At 64.7% G+C, this 8,945-nt stretch carries 7 protein-coding genes and 1 pseudogene; 5 read left to right on the forward strand and 3 right to left on the reverse strand.

Features of this window, described 5'->3' with window-relative positions:
* Together ACFVAV_RS35325 and ACFVAV_RS35330 are read right to left on the reverse strand one after the other, a co-directional pair.
* A partial coding sequence (locus ACFVAV_RS35325) for a caspase family protein (protein WP_379040043.1) occupies positions 1-2,677 on the reverse strand: 2,677 nt, incomplete at its 3' end.
* A gap of 91 nt (positions 2,678-2,768) precedes the next feature.
* Positions 2,769-3,161, reverse strand: coding sequence for a hypothetical protein (locus ACFVAV_RS35330; RefSeq protein ID WP_379040044.1), 393 nt, complete (start codon positions 3,159-3,161; stop codon positions 2,769-2,771).
* A gap of 1,218 nt (positions 3,162-4,379) precedes the next feature.
* On the opposite strand from ACFVAV_RS35330, the gene ACFVAV_RS35335 reads away from it, so the two are divergent.
* The 5 genes and pseudogenes from ACFVAV_RS35335 to ACFVAV_RS35355 all read left to right on the forward strand — a co-directional run.
* The gene (locus ACFVAV_RS35335; RefSeq protein WP_379040045.1) at positions 4,380-5,462 is read left to right on the forward strand and encodes a saccharopine dehydrogenase; all 1,083 of its coding nucleotides are present in this window, start codon (positions 4,380-4,382) and stop codon (positions 5,460-5,462) included.
* Positions 5,459-6,076 (forward strand): TetR/AcrR family transcriptional regulator, encoded by a 618-nt coding sequence (locus ACFVAV_RS35340; RefSeq protein WP_379040047.1) that lies wholly within the window; start codon positions 5,459-5,461, stop codon positions 6,074-6,076. Before ACFVAV_RS35335 ends, ACFVAV_RS35340 begins: the two co-directional genes overlap by 4 nt.
* A 734-nt stretch (positions 6,077-6,810) precedes the next feature.
* Positions 6,811-6,975 carry a hypothetical protein gene (locus tag ACFVAV_RS35345; protein ID WP_379040048.1) on the forward strand — a complete coding sequence of 55 codons (165 nt, stop codon included), beginning with the start codon at positions 6,811-6,813 and terminating at the stop codon, positions 6,973-6,975.
* The gene (locus ACFVAV_RS35350) at positions 6,957-7,655 is read left to right on the forward strand and encodes a hypothetical protein (protein WP_379040049.1); all 699 of its coding nucleotides are present in this window, start codon (positions 6,957-6,959) and stop codon (positions 7,653-7,655) included. The genes ACFVAV_RS35345 and ACFVAV_RS35350 overlap by 19 nt, the downstream gene beginning before the upstream one ends.
* 279 nt (positions 7,656-7,934) lie before the next feature.
* Positions 7,935-8,081: pseudogene (locus tag ACFVAV_RS35355) on the forward strand (dihydrofolate reductase); the annotation flags it as partial.
* 224 nt (positions 8,082-8,305) lie between these two features.
* On the opposite strand, the gene ACFVAV_RS35360 reads toward ACFVAV_RS35355, so the two are convergent.
* On the reverse strand, positions 8,306-8,945 hold a 640-nt coding region (locus ACFVAV_RS35360; protein ID WP_379040050.1), incomplete at its 5' end, for a WD40 repeat domain-containing protein.

The raw sequence follows: 8,945 nt of genomic DNA on the forward strand, positions 1-8,945 counted from the left end.
GTGGGTCCCAGATGCGGATGGTGTTGTCGTCGCTGGCGCTGGCGAGGCGGGTGCCGTCAGAGCTGAACGCCACACTGTAGACACTCTCAGTGTGTCCGGTGAGGGGTTCGCCGATGGGTTGGCCGGTGCGTGGGTCCCAGATGCGGATGGTGTTGTCGCCGCCGGAGCTGGCGAGGCGGGTGCCGTCGGGACTGAAAGCCACACTAGAGACCGTGTCGGTGTGTCCGGTGAAGGGTTCGCCGAGGGGTCGGCCGGAGTGTAGATCCCAGATGCGGATCGTGTTGCTGCTGGCGCTGGCCACGCGGGTGCCGTCGGGGCTGAAGGAGACCGCTTGCATCGGGTTGGGCAAGCCGATCATTTTGACCAGACGACTGCGTAGCGCTATTGCGTGGGCGAGTGCGGCTTCAGTTTGCGGTCCACGTGCAAGGGCGTGTGCGGCAAGGATTTGTTGGAAGGCTCGGATGTCATCACCTGGGTAGCTGCCGTCGAGCATCGCGCGAGATTGGGTGATTAGGCTTGTGGCGAGGATGGTTCGGGCGTTCTCGTCGGCGCGTGCTCTCGCGGCTGACTCATTCTGAAATCCGACGATCGCGGTGATCGAGACAGCGACCGACACGACGAGCAACAAAGCGAAGGCGATGCGGGTGAGGTTTGTTCTGCGCTGGGCTTTTTGGCGTGCTGTGAATGACTCGGCAAGGAAATCTGTCGCTGGTTGGGTTGTTTCAGTGATGGTGGTGTGTGTTTCGATGCTGGCGAGGCGGGCACCTCGATAGAGCAAGGACTCGTCGCGCCCTGTCCGGTCCCAGTGCTCGGCGTCAACGGTCAGTTGTTGACGGCCGAGGAGGCCTTGGCGGTCACGGTTGATCCAGTTCTGGAGTTTGTCCCAGGCACGGAGCAGTGCTTCGTGAGCGAGTTGGGCGGTCCCTTCTTCATCGACAGTGATCAGACGGAGACGGACGAGCGCGTCACGTGCGGCGATGACCCCGGTGGTGGTGTCGTCGTTGGCGGCGAGCAGGGCTGCGATGTTGAGGGGGCGGCGGGTGTCGTCGGTGTGGGTGCCGATGTGGACCATGTGGGTAAGCAGGGTCTGCATTCCGCGCTTGCCGTCGTCGTCGAGGTTGTCGAAGGTGGAGTCGGCTTGGCGGGTGACTGCTTGCCAGATCCCGCCGGTGGCTTCGTATCCGGCGAGGGTGAGTGTGGATCCATTGCGGTGGGTCCAGGTCAGTTGGAGTGCGTAGGACAGCAGTGGCAGGCTGGTCTGGGAGAGGTCGCGGCCAAGGCTTTGGTCGTGGAGGAGCCGGTCGGTCAGCCCGTCTTCGATGCTGAGGCCGGCCTCGAGCGCCGGGCCTTCGATGGTGGCGCGAATCTGTTTCTCGGTCATCGGTCCGATGACGATCTGCCGGTCGTTGAGGGCGGCCACCAGCGGCTGGTAGTCCAGGCATTGGGTGTAGAAGTCGGCTCGCAAGCAAACCAGGACCAGTGCCGCAGTGTCAGCCAGAGTGCTCAGAGCGGTCACGAAGGCGTCGCGCTCGGTGGGATCGTCGCAGTTGGTGAAGATTTCTTCGAATTGGTCAACGACCAGCACTGCCCGCGCGATGCTGGGGCCCGGACGCTCGTCTCGGCGATCCAGTGTCGATGTGATAGTTACCGGTTCGGCGCGTAGCGCTTCGCGGATCTCATTCTCGCTTCGGGTGCTGTAGTCGGCGAGTTCGGTAGCGAGGCGGTCGAGTGGATGCGGGCCCGGTGTCAGGAGCCGGTGGGTCCAACCGCCTGATCCGGGTACTTCGTGGTTGCCTCGGGCGATCGCGGGCAGGACCCCGGCTTGCAGGAACGAAGACTTACCGATGCCGGAGACCCCGGTGGTGATCACAAGGCCGGGGTTGGTATCGAAATCGGCGAGTTGATCGAGGACGTCGGCGACGAGTTCTGCGCGGCCGAAGAAGTAGCGGCTATCGGCGGCGGTGAACGCTTCCAGCCCCCGATACGGGCAGGGGCCGTCGATTTGTCCTGGCTCGCGAACTGTCGGGTTGGCGACACGCCCAGCTGAATTGTGGGCGAGAACGAGTTCGTTCACGGTTCCGCTCGCGTGTCTGCGCGGGGCGGGGACATCGCATGCGGGCAGCTTCCGGCTCAGGTAGCGGAAGACGGAGTCGAGGGTGAGGTTGGCCGGCTCGGATGGATCGCCAGTATTGAGCAGGTGGATCAGCGTCCCGGTGAACGCGGTATGCAGCTCGTTTTCCGGTGCTAACGCTTGCTGGCGTGCCGACGCGGCGGTCAGAAGGTATGTCCCGCCAGCAGCTTCGGGACCGAAAGCTCCGCGCGCTCGCCCACCGAAGCAGCAGTCCAACATCACCACCTTTGACCGCGCGCCGCACTCGGCGAGGATCTGGCGAATCGTCGGGTATGGCACTGAACCTCGGCGAAGCTTGGTCAGATGGTCGGAGGCATGGGTGGTGAGGTGGAGCTGGTTGTCCGCGCTGAGCAGGCCGTGGCCGACGTAGTAGAACAGCATGACGTCGGTGGCCTCGTCGGCCAGGTTCGACAGTGTGTCGAGGACCGGCCCGGCGTTCGCGGGATCGATCAGGGTGACCAGATTTTCGTCGCGGACCCCGCAGCGCGCCGTCAGCGCCGCCGATAGGTCCCTCGCGGACGCAGCTGCGGACTTGACCGCTGGCACCGGTGATCCATCTACATATTCGCCGGAACCGACGACGAGTACCCGCGTTCCGCGAGAACTCAGGCTCAGCCCCGAAGGCTGTGTTCCCAGCTCACTGTTGTTCATCGGTGTCTGCGGAGAGTTCGCGCGCCAGCGCCTGTGCGGTTGCATCGGCCTCCTGCAGCGCGAGATCGCGAACATTGGTGGCGTGATAGGTCATCGACGACCCATCTGCTCTGTCAACGGTCACTGTGACCTCGCCTGTGCGCAGCCGCAGCCACGCGATGACAGTGTTCGCTATCGCCTGTATCGCGACAGTTGCGACGCCACCGGTGCCCACCGCGATGACCAGAGCGTCCGACAGGCCACCTAGCTTGCCGGGTTCCGGAGCTGTGGGGACGACCTGCACTCTGCCGCGCAGATCATCCTCTTCGATCAGCCAGCTCCGCAGTGAAGCGAGATCCACCGGCACTTCATCCGACGCGATACGGACGACGATCTCCACAAGGCCCCCAAGTCGATGACGTTGCATCATGATTGCACGAACGTCACTACCGCACTACAGAAGAATGTCAGTGGCACAGGACCTTTCGCGATGAACCAAGATATCGCCAACAGCTGGGGCAGCTGGACGGGATCATCGCCGATTACCAGTGCCGAGCGGCTTTCGTGGCACCAGGGCGCTATGGAGGGGATTTGGCGTCGAGCGGATCGTGGGGAGTGTGAGTCTGCGGGTCCGCGATTCGATGCGGTTCGGTGGTAAAGCTGTTGGACGACCTAGCGCGCGATCGGGAGAGGTGCAGTCAGCAACCGTCACCGTGGCCCTAACCTTCCTTGTCGGCGGCCAGACCGGGGTTAGGCGCTAGGCGCGGCACACCAACTACCCTGTTGCGCGCGTTCATAACCATACGGCGAGCGATGCTAGGCAACCAGCGGTCTTGCTGGGTTCTCCTGGACAGTAGGCGGCGGGATTTGAGCACTGACAACAGCAACTCCGGTGAACTCCCGGCGGAAGCCGCCGCTGTCTCCGCGCCGCCGTCCGCTCCCGGGGCTGGATCAGCACCGCAACCCCAACAGTGCCCCGTGATGGGCAAATCCTGTCGTCGGTACTTCGGTGGGACGGATGGACCAGGGTTGCGGCGATCGCGGCTGTCCTGACGGCGGTAGCAGCCCTGTGGTTCAGTGCCCAATTACTGTACCGCTGACCCGGCGCGGAGTTTTCGCTGAAGCCGAAGTAGCCACGCCACAAGCGCGTCGGCGGTCCGCGAGCAATTCAGAGCCGAGCGCCTGTTTGCCGGCAGGTGTTCCCCGGTCTCGCCAGTCGTTCGCCGAGAACCATGTATCCGCAGGTCGCCAACTCGCATCCTGTCGCCGGGATCGGTCTACCGGGAGGCGCAGCCGGTAGGGGCAGGGTCTGCTGAGTCGGGGTGGAGGATCCACTGCGGATAGGTCTGGTGCCGGAATTGGTAGGCGGTGGGGTTAACGCGGAGCGGGCCACTGTTGCGGGCCCAGACAAGAAGGCGGCAGATCGGGCCGGGAAGTCTGTGGTGATCTTGAATGTAAGCACCGCTACGAAGAATCGCCCGGTCGCGAGCCCGACTGCGAGCCCGCCCACGAGCCCGCATGCAAGCACGCCGGCAAGCCCGAATATGAGTCAGTCATGTTCAGCATTCTAGGTCGATTGACCTAGAAATTATAGGTTGAGTGACCTATATTGACGGATATGAGTGATGTTCTCGAACTGGACAGCGATGGTCCTGTACTGCTCGTCGGCGGTTACGGCACGGTCGGAGCCGAGGTGGCACGACTAGCCGCCTCGGAGTTCCCGATCATGCTGACCGGCCGATCGATCGAGCGTGGTCGAACGCTGGCAGATGAACTCGGTGCGGGTCTGCGGGTATGGGATCTGGGGAGCCCCGACGGGTTTCGCGCCCGAGTGCGCGCGGTGGTCGGATTGGTCAACGATCCCGATGATCGGGTGTTGCGTGCCGCGGTGACGGCGGGTATCCCGTATGTGGATATCACCCGATGGACGGCCCGGGTGCAGCGTGCGGTCACAGTCACCGCGTTGCTGGATCCGCGTGCGCCGGTGGTGCTGTCGTCGTCGTGGATGGGTGGGGTCGTCGGTCTGGTCGCCGCGAATCTCGCGGCCGAACTCGGCGGAATGGACACGGCCGAGGTGGCGATACGGTGGGATCTACGGGACCGGGCCGGCGCGGACTCGGTCGAGTTCATGGATCGGCTCGGGCTCGACTACGAGGTGGTGCGCGACGGGCAGCGGCACATGGTCATGCCGCTCAGTGCGGTCGAGCGGGTGGTGATCGGTGGGCACCGTACGAAGGTGGCGCTGATCGATACCCCCGAGCAGTTCACTTTTCCCTTGACGCTGGGGGCCACGACGGCGGCCACGCGCATCGGATTCAGTTCCGCCGCTGCGACATCGGCGCTGCTGGCGGCCAAACATCTAGGTGTATTCCGGTGGGGACGCGGCGACCGCTACATCGGGATGCGTCGGGCGCTGCTGTACTCGCCCGGCGAGGGTGGAACAGCGAACGTGCGCGTCGACGTCGGTCACGGTGGTGAGTCCCGCACCGCCACCGTCACCGATCGGGCAGGGCAGGCGCATCTCACCGCGGTCGGTGCCCTGGCGGCTCTGCGGCGTGCGCTCGGCGCCGATGGCGGCCCGACACACTCCGGGGTGAACTTCCCCGAGCAGACGCCGGCGCCTGCATCGGTGCCTGCCTTCCTCGCCGCGCACGGGGTCGACCTGACGATCTCCGGGCACACCGGCGCCCGGACCGCGTGAACGAGGAGGCCACCGGCGGCCGCGTGGCGGGCACGGACAAGGGTGCGCAGCGCCGCGCGCAGTTACTCGACATCGCCGAAGGGATCCTCGTCCGATCCGGGCACGCCGAATTGACGATGCGCGCTGTCGCCGCCGCCGCCGGGGTGCGACTGGGGCATCTGCAGTACTACTTCCGCAACCACGCCGATCTTGTCGCCGCCGTACTCGACCGAACCCTGCAACGCTCGCTGCGACGGCTCACTCCGCTGCTGGCCGCCACCGACACCGCCGTCCCCGCCGAAGAGCTGCCCAGGCTGCTGTTGGCCGAACAACACGACCACGACCTGGTTCGCATCTACGCCGAACTGTGGGCGCTGGCCGGCCGCGACGACGCGGTCGCGGCGGTCGTGCAATCGTTCTACCGCACCTACGAGGCGCATGTCGCTGCCGTGATCCGCGCCAGACATCCCGAACTGCCCGAACTGACCTGCCGGGTCAACGCGCGCGTATTCACCATTCTCATCGAAGGCGCGTCCTTGTTCCGTTCCGGTATCGCCGCCACCGCCGACGACACCACCGACCTGGCGATCATCGCCACCACCACCGCCCTACTCGACCCACATCCGGACCAATAATGGTCATCTCGCGTGGGATGAACAGTGTGACGCGTTGCAGTTCGCGTCTGCTGGCCGATCACCTCGGCCGGTTCCGCCGTCACCGCTTCGGTGACCGGTGCGTTGTTCCCCGCAGGGGTGTTGGGGACAGGTCGGCGTTCTACGCGATCTGCATAAAACGGTGGCGATGACTATGAGCGGAGCGGCCAGTCCGAGGACGAACTTGCGGTAGCTGAGGAGCCCGACGACGGTGACAGGGAGCCAGAACATCCCTCCGATTGCGAGACCGCCGGCGGCCGGCAACGAGTAGGTGCTGTTGCGGCTGGCCTGCTCCCACAGCAATATCGCGCAGCGGACTGTCACCTCCATCGTCACAACGTCGATGGACGCGAACCACCAAGCCGGTGCCGTGAGGTTTACTTTCGCGACCAGTCACCTTTGACTACGGGCACTTTGGTATCGGCCGATCGGATCGGGCAGCGCCCGGATCCGACGTAGCAGCGTCATCCGCGAGATCGTCGCCGCCAGGTGTCGACGGGGACGATGACTACTACCTGTTCTACTGCAATGACTCCTGGACTGCTCTCACTGACACCTGGCATCCCACACTGGCTTCGGCCATTGACCAAGCAAACTACGAGTTCAGCGGCGTGACATTCATGAAGCCGTGACGGCGAGCGTCGTCGGTGTTCCACGTGGGCTGGTACACCGACGACGGGCAGCTGTTCGCCGTCCGTTTCTGTAGCATTTGTAGCTTGCCCGGGCTTGCGCGGGAGTGGCCTATCAATCTTCCTGATATCGCCGACGTCGCGGTCGGCTTGCATCGCGGCCCGCTCGAACCGGCGCTGCGGCAGGACCGCACCGCGGTCCGCACCCGCGAGCGCTACACCCAGATTCATGGGTGCTGGCCGAGGGCGTGACCCGGCTCGGTCTGGCCCGCGTCACGGTCCGCAGATTCGCCCGCGCCGAGTCGCCGGAGGAGCTGCTGGTCAACAACCGCACCGGCTACCGAACCGGCCTGCTCGACGAATTCAAACCCTACCTGTATCAACGCTGGAACGACGGCTGCACCAACGCCGCGAGGCTCTTCGAGGAGATCCGCGAACGCGGATACCGAGGCCGGGCCAGCATGGTTCGCGCTTACCTGCAGCCGTTCAGGGCGACCGCGCACATCCCTGCACCACCACCGAAACCACCGACGGTCCGAGAGGTCACGGCATGGAATATGACCCATCCGGCCAACATCGACCCCGACGACCAGCGTCGGCCCGACGCGATCCTGGACGCCAGCCCGGAGCTGGAATCGGTTGCAGGCCACGACCGCGCGTTCGCCACGACCATGACCGAGCGCCGCGGCCGGGAATTCGAACAATGGATGACCAGCGTCGACTCCGACAAATCATGCGGTCTTGCACTCCTTCGTCCGCGGCTTGCGCAGAGATCAGGACGCGGTCACCGTTGGCCTCACTACCCGCCGGAGCAGCGCGACGGTCGAAGGCCATGCCAACCGGATCAAGATGTTGAAGCGGCAGATGTTCGGACGTGCGAAGCCGGACCCTATTCGGAAGCGAATCCTGCTGAGCAACTGACGAATACGTGATTTCGCTTCACGAAATTTGGGCCAGATCCGAACTCTGACGTCACTTATCGGCGAATTCTGACGTCACATAAGGGCGGATCGGTGCGATCGTTACGGTGAAAAGTGACGTCCCTGTGTGGTGTTCGGGTAGCCGTGGCCACCGGGCGGGTGCGCATCCGCAGCAGATCGACCTCGAACTCGGCGAAGGTGGTGAATCGGCCCTCGGTGTGGCTTGACCGATGATTTTTCTGCGCCGGGCCGGTCTGGACGTGTGAGATCGACTCACGGGAGGCTGACGCCATGCGGAAACTGACTTTTGGCATGAATGTGACCCTGGACGGCTACATCGCCGCGCCCGGCGACGACCTCGGCTGGAGTGGGGGTGAGGGACCGCACTCGTCGCCGAGCGACGAGCTGTTCCAGTGGTGGTCCGACCGGGTGGCGGCCTGATCGAGTGCGATCGAATACCTATCGCGAAGCTGTTGCGACTCAATCTGATACAGGTCAATTGCATTCTGGTCAAGCCATAGTTGGCGGTGTTCTCGCTATTCCCACCAGCCGGAACGCCGGGTTCCGGTGTTCGATTTCACGCCGACGATGCTCCCACCCCCGCAGAAGCCGAGTGCGCGGCGCTTGTGCGGGCGTCGGAGTTCGTTCAGATGTGTCTCCGATTATCGCTCGAGACCGAGCAGCAACAATCCAGCTGCTCCGGCGACAGCAAGACCGGTTGGCGAGGTTGATGTCGCCCTGATGACCGTGAGCGCGCTGACTGAAGCCCCGACGACCGCAAGATCAATGGCGCCAGTGGACAGCGGCTCCCACAACCGCACGGTGCCATCGCCACTGCCGGTGGCGAGCAGAGTTCGTCCGTCCGGCAGCGACTCCGCCGCGATTGCGGTAACCCAGCCAGTGTGGCCGGTGAGGGGTTCACTGGCAGGGTGACCGGTGCTCGGGTCCCACAACCGCACGGTGCAGTCGCTGCTGCCGGTGGCGAGCAGTGTCCGTCCGTCGGGTAACGGCACTGCTGCGACCGCGGACACCGAGTTTGTGTGGCCGGTGAGGGGGTGCCCTACCTGGCGGCTGGTGCTCGGGTCCCACAACCGCACGGTGCAGTCGCGGCTGCCGGTGGCGAGCAGTGTCCGTCCGTCGGGTAACGGCACTGCTGCGACCGCGGACACCGAGTTTGTGTGGCCGGTGAGGGGTTGCCCTACCTGGCGGCTGGTGCTCGGGTCCCACAACCGCACGGTGCAGTCGCGGCTGCCGGTGGCGAGCAGTGTCCGTCCGTCGGGTAACGGCACTGCTGCGACCGCG

The organism is Nocardia sp. NPDC057663 (assembly GCF_042799895.1).
GTDB lineage: Bacteria > Actinomycetota > Actinomycetes > Mycobacteriales > Mycobacteriaceae > Nocardia.

Coding starts and splice junctions, on each gene's coding strand:
- ACFVAV_RS35335 (WP_379040045.1), top strand. CDS start 4,380: ATGAGTGATGTTCTCGAACTGGACAGCGATGGTCCTGTACTGCTCGTC.